The organism is Litorihabitans aurantiacus (assembly GCF_030161595.1).
GTDB lineage: Bacteria > Actinomycetota > Actinomycetes > Actinomycetales > Beutenbergiaceae > Litorihabitans > Litorihabitans aurantiacus.
Genome location: NZ_BSUM01000001.1, coordinates 2,504,693 through 2,526,896 on the forward strand (window position 1 = coordinate 2,504,693; position 22,204 = coordinate 2,526,896).

Here is a 22,204-nt window from a genome sequence, read left to right on the forward strand (position 1 = left end):
ATTCATAATAGATTGAAGTGACGCCGACGTCATGGCTGGTGGTCGACGTCGTCGAGCGAGGTCACCGGAGACCCGCTCGCCGCCCATCGAGAGGAAGCACCGTGTCCCACCTGACCCGCCGGAGTCGCTGCGCCGTCGCAGCCCTCGGCGTCGCCGCCCTGGCCGTCCCGCTCGTGGCCGCCTCGGCCACCGCCGCCCCGACCGTCCCACCCGCCGTCGCCGCCAACGCCGCGATCGAGGTGAACCGGGACCAGCCACGCACGATCGTCACGACCGACCCCGAGCTCGACGACCTCAACTCGCTGCTGCGGATGTTCCTGTACGCGAACGAGATCGACCTCGTCGGGCTCGTCTACTCCGCCAGCCAGCACCACTACATGGGTGACCCTGCGATCGGGCTCGACCCGTGGCGCTGGCCGAAGATCGCGCCGGAGACGATCTACCACATCGACCAGGCCATCGACGCCTACGAGGAGGTCGAGGACAACCTCAGGGTCCACGACGCCCGCTACCCCACCGCCGACGCCCTGCGCGACATGACCTACTGGGGCAACGTCAAGAACGTGGGCGAGATGGCCGAGGACACGGCCGGCTCCGACTTCATCAAGGAGATCCTGCTCGACGACGAGCCCGGCCAGGTCTTCCTGCAGGCCTGGGGCGGCCCCAACACCATCGCCCGCGCCCTCAAGTCCATCGAGGACGAGTACAGAGGTACGCCGCAGTGGGACGCGATCTACGCGAAGGTGTCCGCCAAGGCCGTCATCACCAGCTTCGGTCAGCAGGACACGACCTTCGTCGACTACATCAAGCCGCACTGGCCCGACATCCACAACCGCGAGGTCGCCACCAGCATCTGGGGCTACTTCGCCCGCAACACCGTCCTCCCGCAGGACCGCTTCATGCTCGACGCGGAGTGGACCCGCACGCACGTCTCGCAGGTCGGCCCCATCGGTGCGAACTACCGCGTGTGGGGCGACGGCGAGCACATGGCCGACGGCTGGGACGAGGCCGACTACTTCGGCCTGTCCGGTTACACCACCGCCGAGCTCCAGGCGATGGGCTACCGCGTCTGGATGCCCCCGCAGGAGAAGGACTCCTGGATCTCCGAGGGCGACTCCTCGAACTTCGCGCTCCTGGTCGACAACGGTCTCGACAACTGGGCCCACCCCTCCTGGGGCGGGTGGGGCGGTCGGCAGGCCCCGAGCGCCACCGACCCGCTGCAGTGGTCCAACCGCGGCGTGCAGGACATCGGCCCCGACGGGCAGCCCCGCAACGACTTCGCCGCCGCTCGCTGGTTCTCCGACTTCCAGCACGACTTCGCCGCGCGCCTGCAGTGGTCGGTGACCCCGGCGTACGCCGACGCCAACCACCACCCCGTGGTGTCACTCGACGGCGAGACCGACCTGACCGTCCGCGCGGGAGCGCAGGTCTCGCTCGGTGCGAGCGCCACCGATCCCGACGGCGACGCCGTCGACCTCGCGTGGTGGGACTACGCCGAGGCCGGCAGCTACCCCGGCGCACCGCTCGACCTCACCGCCGACGGCGCGGGCGCCGTGACCTTCGACGTCCCGGCCGACGCCGTCCCCGGCGAGACGATCCATCTCGTCCTCGAGGCCACCGACGACGGCGAGCCCTCGCTCACCTCCTACCAGCGCGTGGTCCTCACCGTCGGGGAGCCGTTCACCGACATCGAGGGCAGCCAGTTCTACGACGAGATCTCCTGGCTCCAGGCCCAGCGGATCTCGACCGGCTGGGACAACGGCGACGGCACCTTCTCCTACCGGCCGCTCAGCGACATCAACCGCGACGCGATGGCGGCCTTCCTCTACCGCGCCGCCGGCCGCCCGGACTACACGCCGCCGACCACCTCGCCGTTCTCCGACGTCGCCACGAGCGACCAGTTCTACGCCGAGATCGCCTGGCTCCACGACGCCGGGATCTCCACCGGCTGGGACAACGGCGACGGCACCTGGTCGTTCCGACCCCTCGAGCCCATCGCCCGCGACGCCATGGCCGCGTTCCTGCACCGCTCGGCGGACCGCCCCGCCGTCGACCTTCCCACCACCAGCCCGTTCGAGGACCTGGCGCCGAGCGACCAGTTCTACGCGGAGATCGTCTGGATGCAGCAGACCGGCATCGCCACCGGGTGGGACGGCAACGACGGCCGCGACTACTACCGTCCGCTCGCCCCCGTCGCCCGCGACGCGATGGCGGCGTTCCTCAGCAGGTACCACGCCAGCCGGAGCTGACGGCGCGCCCGGCCTCCGACCGACAGGGCGGGCCCGGTTCCCTCGCGGGAGCCGGGCCCGCCCTGTCGGTCGGCGATCACCCGCCGTGGCGCACCCCACCCTGATCCGTGGCTCGCAGCCGCTCGCGCCTGGGGGATCATGGACGGGGCCGCCGTGGGGGCGCACGGCCCGACACGGCGCGGCATCCCGCCGCCCGGACCGCGGATCGCCCCGGAGGACAGGACGCACACGTGAACGGCAACGCAACCTTCCGGCACCAGAACGTGGCCCTCATGTCGGTGGCCGCGGTGATGCCCGACGTCGTCACGACGTCGGCGAGCATCGACGACCGGCTGGCGCGCACGCTCGAACGCCTGCGGATGCCGCACGGCCTGCTGCAACGCGTGGCCGGGGTGCACGAGCGTCGCCGCTGGGCCTCCGACCAGACGTTCGAGACCGCGGCGATCGAGGCCGGCGAGAAGGCGCTGGCCGAGGCCGGGGTCTCCCCGCCGACGTCGGGCTCATCATCAACACCTCCGTCACCCGCCCGCACCTCGAGCCGTCCGTCGCGGTGCGCATGCACCAGGGGCTGGGGCTGCCGTCGTCGGCGATGAACTTCGACATCGCCAACGCGTGCCTCGGCTTCATCAACGGCATGAGCGTCGCGGCCCACATGATCGACTCCGGCCAGATCCGCTACGCGGTGATCATCGACGGCGAGGACGCCGACGAGGTCAACGACAACACCATCGCGCGGCTCAACGGCCCCGGTATCGAGCGCGCCGACTTCGAGCGCGAGTTCGCGAGCCTCACGCTCGGTTCGGGCGCCGCCGCCGCGGTCCTCGGCCCGGCCGACGCCCACCCCTCGGGCCACCGCATCCTCGGTGGCGTCACGCGCGCCGCGACGCAGTTCCACGACGTCTGCGTCGGCTCGGTCAACGGGATGTACACCGACACCAAGGCGCTGCTGAAGGGCGGTATGGAGCTCGTCGTCGCCGCCTGGCAGGAGGCCCGCGCCACCTTCAACTGGTCCTCGATGGACCGCTACGTCATGCACCAGGTCTCCGACGTCCACACGCGAGCGATCGTCAAGGCGGCCAAGCTCGACCGCTCGAAGGTGCCCACGACCTACCCGCGCTACGGCAACGTCGGCCCCGCCTCGGTGCCGATCACGCTCGCCGAGCAGGGTCCCACGCTCGCGCCCGGCGATCGCGTGCTGCTCATGGGGGTCGGGTCCGGCCTGAACACCTCGATGCTCGAGCTCGCCTGGTGAGGCGGGGCACGACGGCGAGGCGCACCTCTCCCGGGAGCGACCCGGCCCGGGCGCTCCTGGTCGAGGCCCTGCGCGGTTGGAGCGGGGGTACCGGTACCAGTCCTCTCGCCGCGCGGCGGGCGGGGCAGGCTCTCCCCGGCCTCGAGCCGGCGTGGTCCCGCCTCGTGGAGGTTCCCGACGTCTACGAGGAGCGCCGCGAGAGCAACACCTGGCACCTGCTGGACACGCTTGCGAGCCTCGACGAGCTCGGTGCCACACCCGTCGGGACCATCCTGTGCGTGCACGGCAACCCGACCTGGTCCTACCTGTGGCGGCGCCTGGCGGCGGCGACGTTCGCGCAGGCGGAGGCGGGCGGCACCGCCTGGCGCGTGATCGCCGTCGACCAGCTCGGCATGGGCTTCTCCCAGCACGACGACGACACGGATCCGGCCCGTCAGCTGGACGACCGCGTCGCCGACCTCGGCCGGCTCACGACGGCGCTCGACCTCACCGGCCCCGTGGTCACCCTCGGGCACGACTGGGGCGGCGTCGTCTCCCTCGGCTGGGCCCTCGACCACCCCGAGCACCTCGTGGCGAGCGCCGTGCTCAACACGGCCGTGCACCAGCCCGAGGGCCGGCCGATCCCGGCGCCGCTGCGCCTCGCGCTCGCCGGACCGGTCCTCGCCCCCGGCACGCGGGGCACGACGGCGTTCCTCGACACCACCCTCGCGCTCGCCCGACCGGCGCTCCCGCCCCAGGTGCGCGCGGCCTACCGCGCGCCCTACGCCGGCGCGCTGCGGCGCCAGGGCATCCGGAACTTCGTGGCCGACATCCCGGTCGACACCGCGCACCCGAGCCGCGCCGAGCTCGACCGGATCGCCGAGGGTCTGCGCGGCCTGACCGTCCCGGCGCTCGCCCTGTGGGGCCCGCGCGACCCGGTCTTCGGCGACCGCTACCTCGACGACCTGGCCGACCGCCTGCCGCACCTCGACGTGCACCGCTTCGAGGGCGCCGGGCACATGATCGCCGAGGAGGTCGACTACGCGGCGGCGCTCCTGACGTGGCTCGACGTCCGCGTGCCCGGTGGGGCTGCTGCCTCGTCCGACACCGCCGACGCCGTTCCCACCGCTGCATCCGGCGTCTCCGCACCGGCCCCGCTCTGGGAGCACCTCGAGGCCCGCCGCCTCGACCCGGCCACCGCACTCGTCGAGATGGCGCCGCGCCGCGGGACCGGCACCGGCACCGGCGGCCCCCGCGCCGTCAGCTGGCGCACGCTCGCGCGCCGCGTCGAGCGCCTCGCCGCCGGGTTCGTCCGGCTCGGCGTGCGCCCCGGCGATCGCGTCTCGCTGCTCGTCCCGCCCGGCGCCGACCTCACCGCCGTGCTGTACGCGTGCCTGCGCATCGGCGCGGTGGGCGTGGTGGCCGACGCCGGCCTCGGCGTCCGCGGCCTGACGCGCGCCGTCCGCGGCGCCCGCCCGAGCCTCGTCGTCGGGATCCCCCGCGCGCTCGCCGCCGCGCGGGCGCTCGGCTGGCCGGGCGAGCGCATCGCCGTCGACCCCCTGCCCGCACCCCTGGCGCGCACGCTCGGGGCGCGGCGGAGCCTGCGCGACGTCGCCGAGCTCGGTGAGCAGGCGCTCGCCGCGACGACCCTGGCGCACCTCGCCCCCGCACCCGGCCCGGACGCCGTCGCGGCCGTGCTCTTCACCTCCGGCTCCACCGGCCCGGCCAAGGGCGTCGTGTACCGGCACCGTCAGATCGCCGCGATCCGCGACGCGCTCGCGCGCACCTACGGCATCGGTCCCGACAGCGCGCTCGTGGCGGGCTTCGCCCCGTTCGCGCTGCTGGGCCCAGCGCTCGGGGCGACGTCGGTCACGCCCGACATGGACGTCACCTCGCCCGGCACGCTCACCGCGCGGGCGACGGCGGCCGCCGCGTCCGCCGTCGGAGGCGAGGGCCCGGCGACGATGTTCCTCTCCCCCGCGGCCATCGCCGCCGTCGTCTCGACGGCCGACGAGCTCACCCCGGCCGAGCGCGAGGCCCTCGCGCGGGTGGGCACGTTCCTGTCGGCCGGCGCGCCGGTCCCGCTCGAGCTGCTCGAGCGCGCCGAGGCCCTCATGCCGGCCGCGCGCGCCCACACGCCCTACGGCATGACCGAGGGACTGCTCCTGACCGACGTCGACGCCGACGAGATCCGCCGCGCCCGCGCAGCGGGCGGCTCAGGCGTCTGCGTGGGGCGGCCCGTCGCCGGGGTGACGCTGCGCGTGGCACCGCTGGAGCGCGACGGCGCCGCGAGCGGCGACCTCACCGACGCGGCGGACGTCACCGGCGAGATCGTCGTCGCGGCCGCGCACGTGAAGGACCACTACGACCGGCTCTGGCTGACCGAGCACGCCAGTCGGAGCGTCACGGGCGAGGCCCCGCCCGCGGGCCTGCGCTGGCACCGCACGGGGGACGTCGGCCACGTCGACGGCGAGGGCCGGGTGTGGGTCGAGGGTCGCCTCGCGCACGTGGTCACCACGCCGTCCGGGGTGCTGACGCCGGTCGGTCCCGAACAGGCGATCGGAGCCTCGCCGCGCGTGGCGCGGGCGGCCGTCGTGGGGGTCGGACCGGTCGGTACGCAGCAGGTCGTCGCCGTCGTGGAGACGCTCCCGGGTGCGCGGCGGCCGGGCCTGGCGCCCGCCGACGTCGCCGCGGACGTCCGCGCGCACTCGCCCGTCCCGCTCGCCGCGGTCCTGCAGGTGGCGCAGCTGCCGACCGACGTCCGCCACAACTCCAAGATCGACCGCGGGCTGCTCGCCAGGTGGGCGGCCGGCGTGCTGGGCGGCGGGCGGGTGACCGCACCGTGACCGGGGCGGGCACCGGCCGCCTCGCCGTCGTCACGGGCGCGAGCGGCTTCCTCGGCCGCGCCGTCGTGCGCGAGCTGATGGGGCGGGGCTACCGCGTCCGCACCCTGCAGCGGCGCCCGAGCGGCGTCGCCGGGGCGCAGGACCACCTCGGGTCCGTGACCGACCCCGGGCACGTCGCCGCCGCGCTGGCGGGTGCCGACGCCGTCGTGCACCTGGCCGCGAAGGTGTCGCTCGCGGGCGATCCCGCCGACTTCGAGCGCGTCAACGTGGGCGGGACGCGCACCGTGCTGGACGCGGCCGCGTCCGCGGGCGTGCGCGACGTCGTGCACGTCTCCTCGCCGTCCGTGGCGCACGCCGGCACCTCGATCGTGGGCGACGGCGCCGCCCCGGCCGACCCGGAGGCCGCGCGCGGCGACTACGCCCGCACGAAGGCTGCGGCCGAGCTCGTGGCGCTGGAGCGCGACGGCGCCGATCTGCGCGTCGTGGCCGTGCGCCCGCACGTGGTGTGGGGTCCGGGCGACCCGCAGCTCGTGGCCCGCGTCGTCGCGCGCGCCCGCGCCGGTCGGCTGCCGCTGCTGGGGCACGGGGCGGCGCTCATCGACTCGACCTACGTCGACAACGCCGCGAGCGCACTGGCGGCGGCGCTGGAGGTCGTGGGCGAGGTGCACGGCCGCGCCTACGTCGTCACGAACGGCGAGCCGCGACCGGTGGCCGAGCTGCTCGCCGGCATCTGCCTCGCGCACGGGGTGCGTCCGCCGCGGTGGCGGGTGCCGGCCGCGCTCGCGCGCGGCGCCGGCGGCGCGGTCGAGGCGCTGTGGCGGGTGCGTCCGGGCGTGGACGAGCCGCCGATGACGCGGTTCCTCGCCGAGCAGCTCTCCACCGCGCACTGGTTCGACCAGCGCCACACGCAGGCGGACCTGCGGTGGCGCCCGACGGTGTCGATCGAGGAGGGCCTGCGCCGGCTCGCGCAGGCGCACGCGCGGGGCGGCGCGAGCGGGGTCTGACGCCCGGTCGGCGCGGCCGACCTCAGCGGCGGTTCGCGCGGCGCTGCCGGAGCGCCCCGGCGATCAGCAGAGCGCCCGCCGCGATCTGCAGGATCGCCAGCACGACCCCCAGCGTGTCCCCCGACCGCCCGTGGGACACCGCGAGGTAGGCGCCCGCGAGCACCACGACGGTCGCGGCGCCGATCTGCAGGGTGGTGCGGTCGGCTCTCGTGTTCTCGTGTGTCATCCCTCCACCCTCACCCATCGCCCCCGTCGGCCGCATCCGCGGCGACGACGGCGAGGACCGCCTCCCCGTAGGAGGCCAGCTTCTTCTCACCCACGCCCGAGATGTCGCCGAGGGCCGCGAGCGTGTCCGGGCGCGCCGCCGCGATCCCGCGCAGCGTCGCGTCGCCGAACACGATGTAGGCGGGCACGCCCTGCTCCTTCGCGACGCCGCCGCGCCAGCTCCGCAGCGCCTCGAACAGCCCCGTGTCGGCCGGGGTGAGGTCGGCCGCAGCCGCGGCCGGACCCGAGCGCCGCCGTCGTGCCCCGCCCGCACCGCCCCGGCGCTCCGGCTCCGTCCGCAGCATCACGGTGCGCTGCCCGCCGAGGACCTCGCCGGCGGCGGGCGTGGCCGTCAGCACGCCGTACTCGCCCTGCACCGCGAGCAGCCCCTGCGCCAGCAGCTGCCGCACCACCCCGCGCCACTCGACGTCGGAGTGCTCCGTCCCGATGCCCCACGTCGAGAGCTCGTCGTGGCGGCCCTTCACCACGCGGTCGCCTGAGCGACCGAGCAGGATGTCGACCAGGTGGCCGGCGCCGAAGCGCTGGTTCCGCTCACGCTCGAGCCGCACGACGGTCGACAGCAGCTTCTGCGCGGCGACCGTACCGTCCCACGACTGCGGCGGCGTCAGGCACGTGTCGCAGTTCCCGCAGGCCTGCGAGTCCTGGCCGAAGTACGCGAGCAGCTGCACGCGGCGGCACTGCACGGTCTCGCACAGCGCGAGCATCGCGTCCAGGTGCGCCGAGAGGTTGCGGCGGTGGGCGAGGTCGCCGTCGGAGCCCTCGATCATGCGCCGCTGCTGCACCACGTCGGCGAGCCCGTAGGCGAGCCACGCCGTCGACGGCAGCCCGTCGCGCCCCGCGCGCCCGGTCTCCTGGTAGTAGCCCTCGACGCTCTTGGGCAGGTCCAGGTGGGCGACGAAGCGGACGTCCGGCTTGTCGATCCCCATGCCGAACGCGATGGTCGCGACCATCACGAGCCCGTCCTCGCGCAGGAAGCGCGCCTGGTTCGCAGCGCGGACGCCGGCGTCGAGACCCGCGTGGTACGGCAGCGCCGGGATCCCCGCGGCCACGAGCGCCGCCGCGGTCTTCTCGACCGACGCGCGCGAGAGGCAGTAGACGATGCCGGCGTCGCCGTCGTGCTCCGCGCGGATCAGCGCGAGGAGCTGCTGCAGCGGCTGCTGCTTCGGTTCGATGCGGTAGGTGATGTTGGGGCGGTCGAAGCTCGAGACGAACGACGCCGCGTCCCCCAGCTCGAGCCGCGTCACGATCTCGCGGCGCGTCGCCTCGGTCGCGGTCGCCGTGAGGGCGATGCGCGGCACGCGCGGCCACCGCTCGTGCAGCACCGACAGCCGCAGGTAGTCGGGCCGGAAGTCGTGCCCCCACTGCGCCACGCAGTGCGCCTCGTCGATCGCGAACAGCGCGATCCCCGATCCGGCCACCACGCGGTCCAGGAGCTCGAGCGCGGAGGGCGTCCCGAGGCGCTCGGGGGCGAGGTAGAGGAGGTCGAGCTCGCCCGCGAGCAGGTCGCGCTCGACGGCGGAGCGCTCGGCGGGCGTCTGCGTCGAGTTCAGGAAGCCGGCCCGCACGCCGACGGCCCGCAGCGCGTCCACCTGGTCCTGCATCAGCGCGATCAGCGGCGAGACGACGACGCCGGTGCCCGCCCGCACGAGCGCCGGCACCTGGTAGCACAGGGACTTGCCGCCACCCGTGGGCATGAGCACCAGCGCGTCGCCGCCACCCACCACGTGGTCCACGATCGCGGCCTGCTGACCGCGGAAGGCCGGGTAGCCGAACGTGCGCTCCAGGACGTCGAGCGCGGCGGTCGTCATGCGTTCCACCCTAGGCGGGGGCGCTGCCCGCGCGCGCCGCGTCCCCAGCCGCGGACGGCGGCCGCGGGCTCAGGCGGGCTCCACCTCCGTCACCCCCGGCAGTTCGCGCGCGGTCGTCAGGCGGCGGAACCAGTGCGCCGAGTCCTTCCAGGTGCGCTCCTGGGTCTCGTAGTCCACCCGGATGATCCCGAAGCGGCGCTCGTAGCCCCACGCCCACTCGAAGTTGTCCAGCAGCGACCACGCGAAGTAGCCGCGCACGTCCGCCCCCGCGGCGCGCGCGGCGGCGACCGCGGCGACGTGGTCGTGCAGGTACGCGACGCGCCGGTCGTCGTGCACGCGACCGTCGGCCGACACCTCGTCGTCGAACGCCGCACCGTTCTCCGTGACCATGGTCGGCAGGTCGGGGTAGCGGCGCGAGAGGTCGAGCAGCAGCTCGGTCAGCGCCTCGGGGGCGATGTTCCAGCCCATCGCGGTGTACGGGCCGGGCTCGGTGACGAAGGCGACGCGGTCGGCGCCGATCCACGGGGTGCTGGCCGACTCGCGGTGGCCGGAGTTGTCGGAGGAGGTGTCCCCCACGGGCGAGTACCGCACCATCGTGGTGGCGTAGTAGTTGACCCCGAGCACCGTCAGCGGCTGGTGGATCAGCGCCAGGTCGCCCTCGCGGACGAACGACCAGTCGGTGATCGCCGCGGTGTCGGTCAGCAGCCGGGCGGGGTAGGCGCCCTCGAGCATCGGCCCGGTGAACGCGCCGTTGGCCAGGGCGTCGATCTGGTCGACGGCGTCGAGGTCCGCCGACGACGTCGGGTCCGCCGCGCGCATCGCGTGGAAGTTGAGCGTCACGGACACCCGCGCGGCGGGCAGCACCTCGCGGATCGCCGCGACGGCGAGCCCGTGCGCGAGGTTGAGGTGGTGCACGGCCGCGAGCGCCGCGGCCGGCTCCGTGCGGCCGGGCGCGTGCACGCCCGAGGCGTAGCCCAGGTAGGAGCTGCACCACGGCTCGTTCAGCGTGGTCCACGTGTGCACCCGGTCCCCGAGCTCGGTCGCCATCGCCCGCGCGTAGTCGGCGAAGGCCTCGGCGGTGGCGCGCGCGGGCCAGCCGCCGTCGTCCTCCAGCTCCTGCGGCAGGTCCCAGTGGTACAGCGTCACGACGGGGTCGATCCCGGCGGCGTTCAGCGCGTCCAGCAGGTCGACGTAGAACTGCACGCCCTCGGGGTTGAGCGGTCCGCGTCCGCCCGGCTGGACCCGCGACCACGAGATCGACAGCCGGTAGGCGTCCAGCCCCAGCGCCGCGATGTGCTCGACGTCCTGGGGCCACCGGTGGTAGTGGTCGGCCGCGACGTCACCGGTGTGGCCGAACTCGGTCAGGCCGGGCGTGTGGGAGTAGGTGTCCCAGATCGACGGCGTGCGCCCGCCCTCGGCGGCACCGCCCTCGATCTGGTAGGCGGCCGTGGCCGACCCGAGGGTGAAGCCGTCGAACGTGCGGGTGGTGGGGTCGGTCGTCACGATGTCCTCGTCTGTGTCTGTGTCGGTGTGTTCGTCTGCAACGGGTCGGCTCGGGAGGTCGGGATGCTCGGGGCGGTGTCGTCGTCGCGCGCGTCCCCCGGGCGCAGGCGCACGTGGGTGACGGTCACCGGCGGGTCGTCCGCGGGGCCCTCCACCACCACGCCGAGCACGACGCCCACGAACGTGTCGCCCGCCTCCGCGCTCAGCTCGTGGTGCGGGACGACGGCGAGCAGCGCGACGGGCGCGACCGGCGACGTCCCGGGGCCCGCCGCCGACGCGAGCAGCTCGTAGCGCAGCCCGTCGGAACGCACACCGAGCTCGACCTGCCCCTCCGGGAGCGGCACCCGGGCGAGCACGCGCGCGACGCCGTCGAGCACCTGGACGGCCTCCGCGACGCAGCCGCCGCCGTCGTGCTCGCGCCGCACGCGCACGACGGCGTGGGTCGCCTCGTCCTGCAGCGCGACGAGTCCGACGGCCTGGCGCGCGACGTCGGCGGTCTCGAGACGGCCGGTGAACGAGACGCGGTGCGTCTCCTGCCGTCGGCCGAGGAACGCCGGCACCCCGCGCTCGCGGAGCGGGGCCGGCGAGGGCGTCAGGGTGATGGCGACGACGTCGTCGGGCGCACGGTCCCCCGGACCGCCCCCGGGCTCGACCCGCCCGGCCACCGGACCGCGCAGCGAGATCCAGTCCACCGGCCCCGGACCCGCGTCGGCACCGGTCCCCGCGAGGCCGGTGACCTGCCCCACCCCCGGCGCGAGCACGAGTCCGCGCTCGTCCCAGCGCGCCGGGACGAGGAACGTCTCCCGGCCGAGCACGTGGTGGCCGGCCAGCGGCCGGACGCCCAGCACCAGCGCCCAGGGCTCACCGGCGGGCGTCTCGACGAGGTCGGCGTGGCCGACGCACTGCACGGCCGCGTCCTCACCCAGGTGCCGGTGCGTCAGCAGCGGGCTGCGGGTGTCGGTCGTGTACGGACCGGTGACGACGTCGGCCGTCGCCGCCGTGACGGCGTGGTCGCGCCCCGTGCCGCCCTCGGCGCACAGGAGCAGGTAGCGCCCGTCGCGCCGGTACACGTGCGGCGCCTCGATCCAGGCACCCCCGAGCGCACCGTGCCACAGCACGTGCTCGGGCCCGACGAGCGCGAGCCGGTCGAGGTCGAGCTCGCGCATCCAGATCTCCCCGGCCCCCGGCCGGGCGTCGTCGAGTCGCGCGCGACCGAGACCCACGCGCGCCCGTCGTCGTCGACGAACAGGTCGGGGTCGATCCCGGCGCCCTCGAGCGCGACGGGCCGGCTCCAGGGCCCCGCCGGGTCGGTGGCGTGCACGAGGTAGGAGGTCGACCCGGTCCGGTCCCGCGCCACCGTGACGACGACGAGGAAGCGCCCCGCGTGCCACCGGATCGTCGGGGCCCAGACGCCGTCCGACAGCCCGAGGCCATCGAGGTCGATCCAGCTCTCGCCCGCCAGCACGTGCCCCACGAGCTCCCAGGTGCGCAGGTCCCGGCTGCGGTGGACCGGGAGACCCGGGTGGTAGCCGAACGAGGAGGTCACCAGGAAGTAGTCCTCACCGACCCGGCACACCGACGGGTCGGGGTGGCAGCCCGGGAGGACGGGGACGACGGCGTCCTCCACCCCGCTCACGCCGCTCACGACCCGACCCCGAACAACAGGTCCCGCACGTCGCCGGGCGCCAGCGCGAGCGGGCGGCGCACGCCGTCGTGCTCGACCACGACGCGCACCGCCCCGCTGCCCCCGGCGGTCAGCCGGGCGGTCGTCCCGTCCGCACCCCAGCCCAGGTCGACGACCAGGCCGCCGCGGGTGCGCAGCCCCCGCACGCGACCCTCGCGCCACGGGCAGGCCGGCAGCAGGCGGACCAGGAGAGCGCCGTCGGAGGTCCGCTCGTGCGACTGCAGCAGCGCCTCGACCACTCCGGCGGTGAAGCCGAAGCCGCCGTCGATCTGGAACGGCGGGTGCGAGCAGAGCAGCGTGCGGTGGACCCCGCCGTCGTGCGGTCCCTGCGGCACGGCGTGCGCGCCACCCCCGACCTCGGCGTCCACGGGGCGCAAGAACCGTCGGACGGTCGCGGCGACGCGATCGGCGTCCCCGAGCCGGGCCCACAGCGCGAGGCGCCAGGCGAGCGACCACCCCGTGCTCTCACCGCCGCGTGCCAGGAGACTCGCGCGCGCCGCCGCGAACGGCTCCGGCACCGCCCGCGTGATGCTGCTGCCGGGGAAGAGCCCGATGAGGTGGCTCTGGTGGCGGTGGTGGGGATCGGCGTCGACCTCGTCCCCCGACCACTCGGCCAGGCGCCCGTCGGGCAGCGTGCGCGGCTGCGGCAGCCGCTCGCGCAGGTCGGCCGCGCGTGCCAGCAGCTCCGGTTCGGCGACGTCCGCGGCGTACCGCAGGACGCCGTCGAGCAGGTCGGCCACGAGGGCGACGTCGCTCGTCGTGGTGGTCGACAGCGCCCGCTCGCGTCCGTCCGGGGCGCGCCACGTGTTCTCGGGACTCGTCGACGGCGAGGTGCGGACCGCGCCGTCGTCGCCGGTCCGCACCCACCAGAGGGCGAACTCGAGCGCGCCGCGGACCACGGGCCAGGCGCGCTCCAGGCTCACCCCGGGGCCGAGGACCTCGCGCTCGTCCAGCAGCATCCGCGCGAGCCACACGCCGCCGAGCGGCCAGAACGACCACGACGGGCTGTCGCGCCCCTCCCCCACGGGGGCGGCGAAGCCCCACGGGTCGCTGTTGTGGTGCAGCACCCAGCCGGGCGCCCCGTACAGGTCGCGCGCGACCCGGGAACCGGTCACGCTGACCCCCTCGAGCCACTCCAGCAGCGGCCGCCGGCACTCGGCCAGGTCCGTCACCAGCGTCGGCCAGTAGTTCATCGGGAGGTTGATGTTGGTCGTGAAGTTCGAGCCCCACGGCGGGGACGTCTCGTGGCTCCAGATCCCCTGGAGGTTCAGCGGCGGGCTGCCCGCGCGCGAGCCCGCGATCGTCAGGTAGCGGCCCAGCTGGAACGCGAGGGCGACGAGCGCACCGGCGTCGTCGGGGTGGGCGTCGCGGGCCTCCCAGCGCCGGACGAGGGCGTGGCCGGTGGTCGCCGTCGGCTCGACGTCGCCACTCCCGAGATCCAGGTCGACGCGGTCGAACAGCGCCGCGTGGTCGGCGCGGTGCTCGGCGAGCACCTGCGCCGGCGGTCGGGCGACGACGGCGTCCGCGGTCGCGACGGCGGCCCGCCGCAGGTGGTCGCGGTCGCCGTGGAGCGGCCTCCTGGCCCCGTCGACGTCGGGCTCGGGCGAGGCGTCGGTCGCCGTCGCGAGCACGAGGCGCACCCACGTGGCGGCCGCCAGGACCAGCGCCCCGCCCGCCGCGCGCGCGGCGCCGTCGGTCAGCACGCGCACGGCCACCACGGCGGTGACGGAGGGTCCGCCGTAGCGCGGTCCCCCGGGGCCCTCGGGGCTCCAGGGCACGACGTCGTGCGGCATCCGCACCGCGAGCGTCAGACCCGACCCGTCCGCCGCCACCTCGGCTGCGGGGTGCGGGGTCGTGAGGGTCACGACGGCGTCGGCCGGCTCCGCCCACCGCCGCTCGGCCACGAGGGCTCGGGCGGGCGCGCTGACCACGGTCCGGGCGCTCCCGCCGACCCACTCCTGGCGCACCTCCGCCAGGCGCAGGTCGAGGTGGCGCCGCGCCCGCCCGGGAGCGGCGCTCCCGCCGTCGACCTCCACCACCAGGTCGACCAGGGGCTGGTACGCCTGGGCGTGACCGCTCTGCAGCCCGGCCACGGCGTCCTCCGCGGCCGCGACGTCGCCGCGCTCGAGGGCGTCCCGCGCGAGCTCCAGCAGGGCCGGCCCGTCGGCGGGCAGCACCGCGTCACCGGGCGCGCCCGACCAGCACGTGGCGTCGTTGACCTGCCAGCGCGAGGTGCGGGCGGTGCCGAAGCACATCGCCCCGATCCGACCGTCGCCGACCGGCAGACCGTCGGTCCACGCCGTCGCCTCGTCGACCGTGATGACGAGCGGGCGCGGCCCGGGCGCCGGCGTCGACGGCGTCATCCGGTCACCTCCCGCAGCGTGAGCGGACCGACCGTGACGTCGCCGTCACCGATCGCGTACGGCCCGGCGACGACACCGACGAAACCGCCCGCGTGGACGGTGGCGAGGTGCGCGACGTCGACCGTCCCCAGCCCGACGGCGTCGCCGTCCCGCGGCGTCCAGGTCGGCCGGGCGGACCGGCCCGCGACCGTGATCCCGAGGCGTCCGGCGCCGGTGACGGCGGGTCCGCTCGTCGTGGTCAGCTCGCCGTCGCGGCACGTCGTGACGACGACGTGGCGCGCGTGCGGCGCGCCCTCGCCGTCGCTCGCCGCCGTCCGGATCCCGACCGTGAGCCACTGCCGGGTGGAGTGCCGCAGGGCCAGACCCACCTCGGCCACCCCGGCGTCGACGGCCGCACCACCGGGTACCTCCAGCGCGAGGCTCGAGCGCGGCGACAGCAGGCGGCGACCGAGGAACGCGGGCTCGGCGTGGTCGAGCCCCCGCCCCGCGCGCAGGCGCGGCGCCTCGGGGTCGGTGAGGTCCGCGACCACCTCGGGCAGCCGCCGCACCGCGATCCACGGCGAGCGCGGGGGCGGCCCGACCTCGCCGCGCGCGACGCCGTCGGGCCCGCCCGGTTCGGGCACGAGGGTGCCGACGCCGGGGGCGAAACGGGGCCAGCCGTCGACCCACGCCACCGGGACCAGGAACGTCTCGCGCCCGAGCAGGTCGACGCCGTCGACCATCCGCGAGGCGAGGCACACCGCCCACCACGACCCGTCGGCCGCCTCGACGAGGTCGCCGTGGCCGACGTTCGTGACGGCCGTGCCCGGGCCGAGGTGGCGGTGCGTCAGCGCGGGGTTGTCGAGGAAGACCTCGAACGGACCGAGCGGCGAGGTGGCGCGCGCGGTGACGATCGCGTGGTGCTCACCCGTGCCGCCCTCGGCCGCGACGAGCACGACGTGCTCGTCCCGCCGGACCAGGTGCGGCCCCTCGGTCCACGCACCGCCGACCAGCGCGGTCGAGAAGACCACGGCCTCGGTGCCGACGAGCTGCAGCGTGCCGGGGTCGACCTCGCGGACCCAGATCTCGCCCTGGTGCTCCCACCGCGGCTCGGCCGCGGCGCGTGCTCCGTGGGCCCAGATCCGGCCGTCGTCGTCGAGCAGCAGCGACGGGTCGATCCCGGTGCTGTCGTGCCACCAGACCGGTGCCGACCAGGGCCCGGCGGCGTCCGTGGCCGTCATCGCGAAGTTCCCCGACGCCCCCTCCGGACCGCCCAGGTGCGTGCACACGAGGAGGAACCGCGCGCCGTCGTGCCGCAGGGTCGGGGCGTAGAGCCCGCCGGAGTCGCCGACGCCCGCGTACTCCAGCTGGTCGGTGACGGCGTGGCCGACGTGCTCCCACGTCACCAGGTCGCGCGAGCGGTGGATCGGGAGCCCGGGCAGGTACTCGAACGTCGAGCTGACGAGGTAGAACCAGACGTCCGGCGCCCCCGGAGGACCGTGGTCGACCCGGCACACGGACGGGTCGGGGTGGAAGCCGGGCAGCACCGGGTTGGTCGCCCCCTCCCACGCCTCCGGCCGCACGACGACGGAGCGCACGTCGATCGCGCGCGCGTTGCTCACCCGGCCGCCCCGAGCGTCACGACGACCTCGCCGACGCCGCCCGCCGAGCCGACCGGCTCGCCCAGCGCACCGAGCGCGACCGACCACGCCGCGGTGGCGTCCGTGCTGCTCACGCGCACCTCCTCGCCGTCGCGGACGACCCGGAAGGTGGCGGGCGCACCGGTGCCGCCGGGCACGGTGGTGACCGCGTCGTAGCCGTCGGGCAGCTCGAACAGACGCAGCACGACGCCGTCGGCCCACGCGTACTCGGGCGTGTCCGTCACGGCGCCCACGGGCAGCACGGTGCCGGGGCGCACGTACAGCGGCAGCGAGTCGAACCCGTGCTCCTCCGCGCGCCAGCCCCGGCCCTCGACCCGCTCGCCCGTCAGGAGGTGGGTCCACGTGCCCCCGGGCAGGTAGACCTCGGTCCGCCGGCCGGCGGAGAACACCGGGGCGACCAGGAGCGAGGACCCCAGGAGGTACTGCGTACCGAGGCCCGCCACGCCCCGGTCCCGGGGGAACTCCAGCGCCATCGCGCGCATCACCGGTACCCCGGTGCTGCTGGCCGTCTCGCCGACCGCCCCCAGGTAGGGCATGAGGCTCATCTTGAGCCGGGTGAAGGCGCGCGTGACGTCCACCGCCTCGTCGTCGAACGCCCACGGCACCCGGTAGGAGTTCGACCCGTGGAGCCGGGAGTGGGAGGACAGCAGCCCGAAGGCGACCCAGCGCTTGAACACCGCGGGGTCGGGCGTGCCCTCGAAGCCGCCGATGTCGTGGCTCCAGAACCCGAACCCGCTCATCCCGAGCGAGAGGCCGCCGCGCAGCGACTCGGCCATCGCCACGAACGTCGACTCGCAGTCGCCGCCCCAGTGCACGGGGAACTGCTGGCCGCCGGCCGTGGCCGAGCGCGCGAACAGCACGGCCTCGCCCTCGCCGCGCTCGGCCTCGAGCAGGTCGAAGACGGCCTTGTTGTACAGCTGCGGGTAGGTGTTGTGCATGCGCTGCGGGTCGCTGCCGTCGTGCCAGACGACGTCGGTGGGGATGCGCTCGCCGAAGTCCGTCTTGAAGCAGTCCACGCCGTCGTCCAGCAGGGCCCGCAGCTTGCCCTGGTACCAGGCCACGGCCTCGGGGTTGGTGAAGTCCACCAGCGCCATCCCCGCCTGCCACTTGTCCCACTGCCACACGCCGCCGTCGGGCGCCGTGACGAGGTAGCCGAGCTCGCGGCCCTCCGCGAACAGGTGGCTGCGCTGCGCGATGTAGGGGTTGATCCAGACGCAGATGCGCAGCCCCCTGGCCTTGAGGCGCGCGAGCATCCCCGCCGGGTCGGGGAACATCGCCGGGTCCCACAGGAAGTCCGACCAGTGGAACCGCCGCATCCAGAAGCAGTCGAAGTGGAAGACCGACAGCGGGAGGTCGCGCTCCGCCATCCCGTCCACGAACGAGGTGACGGTCTCCTCGTCGTAGCTCGTGGTGAACGACGTCGACAGCCACAGCCCGTAGCTCCACGCCGGCACGCGCGCGGGCCGCCCGGTCAGCTCCGTGTACCGCTCGAGGATCTCGGTCGGCGTGTCCCCGTAGACGACGTAGTACTGCAGCTCGGAGCCCGCGACCGAGAACTGGGCGCGCGAGACGACCTCGGTGCCGATCTCGAACGAGACCCGCTCGGGGTGGGCCACGAAGAGGCCGTAGCCGGCGTCGGAGAGGTAGAACGGCACGTTCTTGTACGCCTGCTCGGAGGCGGTCCCGCCGTCCTCGTTCCAGATGTCGACGCTCTGGCCGTTCTTGGCGAACGTGCCGAACCGCTCGCCGAGGCCGTAGATCGTCTCGCCGACCCCCATCGTCAGCTGCTCCCGCACGAACGGGCCCTGCGGCGTGCTCAGGACCGCGACGCTCTGCGCCATCGAGGAGGTCAGCACGCGGCCGTCGGGCGCCACCATCTCCACGCCCCACGGTCCGTCGGTCGCCACGCGCGCGGTGAGCCGGCCCGCCGTCAGCGTGGCCGGACCCTTGCCCGTCGCCTCGGGGAGCTCGATCGCGACGTCGTGCTCGCGCGAGGCGAGCGCGAAGTGCGGGCCCCGGTCGAGCCCGCCCAGGTGGTGGGAGATGCGGACGCCGACGACGTCGGGCAGCGGCGAGCTGAGCCGCACCGTGATCACGGGGCGGTTCAGGGTGTCACCGCGCGCGTCGATGATCGCGGTGGGCGCGTGGACGAGGAGGTCCGCGCCGTCGACGACGACGTCGTCGATGTCGCGGGGCCGCAGCGCCTCGACCCCGGGTCGGAGCTGCCAGTAGCCGTCGGTGAACTTCATCGTGTCTCCATCAGGACGAGGACGTCCTCGGGCGCGAGCGGCACGAGGGTGTCGGTGGGGTCGGTGGTGGGTGGGGTCGCGAGCGGGCCGGTGAGCAGGTCGACGAGGTCGGCCGTGGGCGGGGCGCCGAGCGCGGCGGCGAGCTCGCGGCGCGCCAGCCGCACCTCGCGCCCGGTGTGGTTGAGCACGACGAGCGCGTCGCCGCGGCGCACGACCTCGACGCCGACGGGTGCGCCCGGCAGCGGCGGCGCCACCCCGGCCTCGGCCAGGGCCCCGTGCAGCACCCCGGCGAGGTCCGTCTCCTCGAGCACGCCCGCGACGAGGCGGGCGCTGCCGCCGGCCGCGGTGCCGCCGTCGCCGTCCGCGACGCGTCGCGTGACGACGGCGGCACCGGCCAGGTGCTCCAGCCCAGGCAGCACGTCGGCGCCGCCGAGCGCGAGCAGCACCTCGGCGTCGCTCGCGTCCGTGTGGCCGACGTAGTCCCGCACCCGGGCCACGCGGCCGTCCGCCCAGCGTGCGGGGACCCCGCCGTCGGGCAGCGGGACGTGCTCCTGCACGCCGGCGCCCAGGACGTCCCCCACCAGCGCGGGGGTGCGTCCGGCGTGCAGGTGCGTCAACGGGTCGGTGACGCCGCAGAAGGGCCCGACCACGAGGTGCCCGCCACCGGCGACGTACTCCCGCCACGTGCGCGCGACGGCGTCGTCGACGACGTGGGTGGCCGGGGCGAGCACCGCGCGGTAGCCGGAGAGGTCGGCGGTGGGGGCGACGACGTCGACCGCCACCCGCGCGTCCCACAGCACGCGGTGCCAGGCCCGCAGCGTCCCGAGCGGGTCGAGGCGGTCGGTGGGCATCGCCTCCCCCGTCGCCGCCCACCACGAGGGCCAGTCCCACAGCAGCGCCACCTCGGGCCGCGAGCGGCTCCCGACCACGGGTGCGAGGCGCGCGAGGTCGGCACCGAGCCGCCGCACCCCGGCGTGCACCGCGGTGTCGGGACCCGCCGTCGGGAGCATCGCGGAGTGGAAGCGCTCCGGGCCGGAACGCGCCTGGCGCCACTGGAAGAAGCACACGCCGTCGGCGCCGTGCGCCACGGCCTGGAGCGACTCCAGGCGCGAGCGGGCGGGCGACTTGGTCAGGTTGTGCGCGCGCCAGCTCACGCCGCTCGTGGCGGACTCCATGAGCAGCCACGGTCGGCCGCCGCGCAGCGAGCGCATCAGGTCCTGGGTCAGCGCGGCGTCGGCGAGGGAGCCGGGGTCGCCGGGATCGGGGTAGGCGTCGTCGGCGACGACGTCGACGTCCGCCGCCCACGAGCCGTAGTCGGCCAGCGGGAAGAATCCCATGAAGTTGGTGGTGACGGCCCGGTCGGGGTCGAGCTCGCGGATGACGGCGCGCTGCTCGCGGTAGACCTCCCGCAGCTCGTCGGAGGTGAACCGGCGGAAGTCCAGGGCCTGCGCCGGGTTGCGGTGGTAGGGCACGGCCCGGGGCGGTTCGACCTCGTCGAGGCTGCGGTAGCCCTGCGACCACACGCTCGTGGCCCACGCGTCGTTCAGCGCCTCGACCGTGCCGTACCGGTCCTGCAGCCACCGGCGGAAGGCGGCCGCGGCGACGTCGGAGTGGTCGACCTGGCCCAGCTCGTTGCCGACGTGCCACATCACGACGGCGGGGTGGTCGACGAACGCCCCGACCACGGCGCGGGTGATCGCGAGCGCGGCCTCGCGGTAGCGCGGTGAGGACGGGCTGAACTGGTTGCGCGACCCGTGGGTCAGCCGCACGCCGTCGGCCGTGACCGGCCGCGTCTCGGGGTGCAGCACGCCGAGCCAGGGCGGCGGCGAGGCCGTCGGCGTGGCGAGGTCGACGGCGACACCGCCCTCGTGCAGCAGGTCCAGCACCTCGCGCAGCCAGTCCAGCTCGAACCGGCCGGGTTCGGGCTCGAGCCGGGACCACGAGAAGACGCCGACGGTCACGAGGGTCACGCCGGCGCGGCGCATCAGCGCGACGTCCTCGAGCCAGACCGACCGGTCCCACTGCTCGGGGTTGTAGTCGCCGCCGAAGGCGATCACGGGTAGGGGCCAGCTGCGGCGCTCCCGGGTCTGCGACGTCATCGGGCCTCCACCCCCTCGGTCGAAGCGCTTCGACCCCGGCCCCCGAGCACCGGCACGACAACGGCCGAGTTTCTCCCGTCCTGTAGCGGCAGCGAGACGCTCGCGCGTCGTCGAAGGCCATCGACTACCGTGAGCCTCCGGACGGCGGCCACCGGTCGTCGCGGAGACGGGGAGCCGACATGGCCACGATCGGTGACGTGGCGCGCCGCGCCGGGGTGTCGCAGTCGACGGTGAGCTACGCGCTCTCGGGCAAGCGGCCCATCTCGGAGGAGACGCGACGCCGCATCGAGCGCGCGATCGACGAGCTCGGGTACCGGCCGCACGCCGGCGCGCGCGCCCTCGCCACGGCGCGCACCGACGTGATCGGCCTGATGGCACCCCTGCGCACGGGCGTGGACGTGCACGTCATCATGCAGTTCGTCGCCGGCGTCGTGACCGGCGCGAGCCGCAGCGGGTACGACGTGCTCCTGCTCACCCAGGACGAGGGCGTGCTCGACCGCGTCACGAGCTCCTCGATGGTCGACGCCCTCGTGGTGATGGACGTGGAGAACGACGACAAACGCCTCCCCGCGCTGGAGCGCTCGCGCCAGCCCGCCGTCCTCATCGGCCTGCCGGCGGATCCGCACGGACTGTCCTGCGTCGACCTCGACTTCGCACGGGCGGGCGCCGTCGCGGCACGTCGGCTCATCGACGCGGGCCACCGCGCGATCGCCCTGGTCGGCAGCCCCGTCGAGGTCGTCAGCCGCCACACCTCCTACGCCGAGCGCATGACGCGCGGGTTCGTCGGCGCCTGCGAGGCCGCGGGCGTGACCTACCTGGTGGTCCCGACGGCGGCCTCCGCCGCGGGTGCGGCCGCATCGGTGGACCGCGTCCTCGGCATGATGCCGGAGGTCACGGCGCTCGTGGTCCACAACGAGGTGGCGCTGCCGCATGTGATCTCCCGTTTCCGTGAGGCTGGTCGTGGTGTGCCCGAGCAGGTGTCGGTGGTGGCGGTGTGCCCGGAGGACGTGGCGGTCTCGATGCCCGTCCCGGTCACGAGCGTGGACATCCCGGCCGAGGCGATCGGGCGGATCGCCGTCGAGATGCTGACGGGCCTGATGGCCGATCCCGCTCGCGGGGAGGTCCGGCTCGTCAGCCCCCGACTGACCGAGCGGGGCAGCGTGCGGGAGGTGTCGGCGCCGTCCGGCGGCACCGTCACCGGCGACCCGGCGGCCGCCACCCCGTGACCGCCGACCCGTGACCG

General features: G+C 75.2%; 12 protein-coding genes and 2 pseudogenes. 5 read left to right on the top strand and 9 right to left on the bottom strand.

The features are described 5' to 3' along the window. The first annotated feature begins 101 nt into the window (after positions 1-101). From QQK22_RS11945 to QQK22_RS11960, 4 genes and pseudogenes are all read left to right on the top strand, one after another. Positions 102-2,249, top strand: a complete 2,148-nt coding sequence (locus QQK22_RS11945; protein WP_284251154.1) for a nucleoside hydrolase-like domain-containing protein — start codon at positions 102-104, stop codon at positions 2,247-2,249. Between the two features lie 230 nt (positions 2,250-2,479). Then, positions 2,480-3,501 (top strand): annotated as a pseudogene (locus QQK22_RS11950) (3-oxoacyl-ACP synthase III). A gap of 164 nt (positions 3,502-3,665) precedes the next feature. Next, positions 3,666-6,326: an alpha/beta fold hydrolase gene (locus tag QQK22_RS11955; protein ID WP_284252727.1), complete on the top strand. Its 2,661-nt coding sequence runs from the start codon at positions 3,666-3,668 to the stop codon at positions 6,324-6,326. Continuing rightward, entirely contained in the window at positions 6,323-7,330 is a 1,008-nt protein-coding gene (locus tag QQK22_RS11960) for an NAD-dependent epimerase/dehydratase family protein (protein WP_284251155.1), read from the top strand. The genes QQK22_RS11955 and QQK22_RS11960 overlap by 4 nt, the downstream gene beginning before the upstream one ends. Before the next feature lie 22 nt (positions 7,331-7,352). Here the strand turns inward: QQK22_RS11960 and QQK22_RS11965 are convergent, their stop codons facing one another. The 9 genes and pseudogenes from QQK22_RS11965 to QQK22_RS12005 all read right to left on the bottom strand — a co-directional run bounded on the left by QQK22_RS11965 (position 7,353) and on the right by QQK22_RS12005 (position 20,961). Further along, positions 7,353-7,556 carry a hypothetical protein gene (locus tag QQK22_RS11965; protein WP_284251157.1) on the bottom strand — a complete coding sequence of 68 codons (204 nt, stop codon included), beginning with the start codon at positions 7,554-7,556 and terminating at the stop codon, positions 7,353-7,355. 10 nt (positions 7,557-7,566) lie between these two features. Beyond that, the gene (gene recQ / locus QQK22_RS11970) at positions 7,567-9,423 is read right to left on the bottom strand and encodes a DNA helicase RecQ (RefSeq protein ID WP_284251158.1); all 1,857 of its coding nucleotides are present in this window, start codon (positions 9,421-9,423) and stop codon (positions 7,567-7,569) included. Positions 9,424-9,492: 69 nt separating this feature from the next. Beyond that, positions 9,493-10,929 carry a GH1 family beta-glucosidase gene (locus QQK22_RS11975; RefSeq protein WP_284252729.1) on the bottom strand — a complete coding sequence of 479 codons (1,437 nt, stop codon included), beginning with the start codon at positions 10,927-10,929 and terminating at the stop codon, positions 9,493-9,495. Beyond that, a complete protein-coding gene (locus QQK22_RS11980) occupies positions 10,923-12,092 on the bottom strand; it encodes a family 43 glycosylhydrolase (RefSeq protein WP_284252731.1) in 1,170 nt (389 codons plus the stop codon). The genes QQK22_RS11975 and QQK22_RS11980 overlap by 7 nt, the downstream gene beginning before the upstream one ends. A gap of 95 nt (positions 12,093-12,187) precedes the next feature. Beyond that, positions 12,188-12,571: pseudogene (locus QQK22_RS11985) on the bottom strand (family 43 glycosylhydrolase); the annotation flags it as partial. Further along, entirely contained in the window at positions 12,568-14,973 is a 2,406-nt protein-coding gene (locus tag QQK22_RS11990; RefSeq protein ID WP_284251159.1) for a glycosyl hydrolase family 95 catalytic domain-containing protein, read from the bottom strand. The pseudogene QQK22_RS11985 and the gene QQK22_RS11990, both read right to left, overlap by 4 nt. Beyond that, complete coding sequence (locus tag QQK22_RS11995; RefSeq protein WP_284251160.1) at positions 14,970-16,574, bottom strand: glycoside hydrolase family 43 protein; 1,605 nt, start codon at positions 16,572-16,574, stop codon at positions 14,970-14,972. The genes QQK22_RS11990 and QQK22_RS11995 overlap by 4 nt, the downstream gene beginning before the upstream one ends. Then, positions 16,571-18,862, bottom strand: a complete 2,292-nt coding sequence (gene yicI / locus QQK22_RS12000) for an alpha-xylosidase (protein ID WP_284251161.1) — start codon at positions 18,860-18,862, stop codon at positions 16,571-16,573. The genes QQK22_RS11995 and yicI overlap by 4 nt, the downstream gene beginning before the upstream one ends. Next, entirely contained in the window at positions 18,859-20,961 is a 2,103-nt protein-coding gene (locus QQK22_RS12005; RefSeq protein WP_284251162.1) for a beta-galactosidase, read from the bottom strand. Before QQK22_RS12005 ends, yicI begins: the two co-directional genes overlap by 4 nt. A 179-nt stretch (positions 20,962-21,140) precedes the next feature. Between QQK22_RS12005 and QQK22_RS12010 the strand changes: the two genes are divergently transcribed. Continuing rightward, on the top strand, positions 21,141-22,187 hold the full coding sequence (locus QQK22_RS12010) for a LacI family DNA-binding transcriptional regulator (RefSeq protein ID WP_284251163.1): 1,047 nt from the start codon (positions 21,141-21,143) through the stop codon (positions 22,185-22,187). Positions 22,188-22,204: the final 17 nt, after the last annotated feature.